This window comes from Bacillus sp. FJAT-47783 (genome assembly GCF_022808615.1).
In the GTDB taxonomy this organism is placed as follows: domain Bacteria; phylum Bacillota; class Bacilli; order Bacillales; family Aeribacillaceae; genus Bacillus_BZ.
The window spans coordinates 1-878 of sequence record NZ_JAKZKS010000070.1 but is presented as its reverse complement, the minus strand read 5'-3'; the positions used below and the strand labels follow the sequence as shown (position 1 = coordinate 878).

Below are 878 nucleotides of genomic sequence, written 5' to 3'. Positions count from 1 at the left end.
CGCCTGCATGAAGCCGGAATCGCTAGTAATCGCGGATCAGCATGCCGCGGTGAATACGTTCCCGGGCCTTGTACACACCGCCCGTCACACCACGAGAGTTTGTAACACCCGAAGTCGGTGGGGTAACGGAGCAGAGGTCAGAGGCCAGAAGTAAGAGGTCAGATGAAAGCAACCTCAAAGAAGCAGAACAAATGGATCGTCTACTTCTTTGAATCAGCGTGCATCCGACTTCCGACATCTGATTTCTGACTTCTGTTCCGAGCCAGCCGCCTAAGGTGGGACAGATGATTGGGGTGAAGTCGTAACAAGGTAGCCGTATCGGAAGGTGCGGCTGGATCACCTCCTTTCTAAGGATATTTAAGTGACGTTCATCGTTTTTGTTTAGTTTTGAAGGAGCTATTCCTTCGAAATTGTTCCTTGAAAACTAGATAACATACCAAGTATTCACTGAAAGATATTCAACTTAGGATATTTTTTGAAAGACAAATGAGCAATGAAGTGATTCAAAGCTAATTATTTGTCAATTAAGGTAAATTAGCAGCGAGAAGTGCGAGGCGGCGAGTCTTTGAGCAGCGGAGTGTACGTTTATAGGGTACATGAGCAGCGCAGAAGGCGAAGCTAACGAAGCAATTCGAAGCTGATCATTTGCCGACGGTTAAGTTAGAAAGGGCGCACGGTGGATGCCTTGGCACTAGGAGCCGATGAAGGACGGGACTAACACCGAAATGCTTCGGGGAGCTGTAAGTAAGCTTTGATCCGGAGATTTCCGAATGGGGAAACCCACTGTTCGTAATGGAACAGTATCCATATCTGAATCCATAGGATATGGAAGGCACACCCGGGGAACTGAAACATCTAAGTACCCGGAGGAGAAGAAA

2 rRNA genes are annotated in these 878 nt (G+C 47.5%); both read left to right on the top strand.

From position 1 onward, the window contains the following. A 16S ribosomal RNA gene (locus MLD65_RS17990) occupies window positions 1-347 on the top strand; the annotation flags it as partial. A gap of 306 nt (window positions 348-653) precedes the next feature. Beyond that, a 23S ribosomal RNA gene (locus tag MLD65_RS17985) occupies window positions 654-878 on the top strand; the annotation flags it as partial.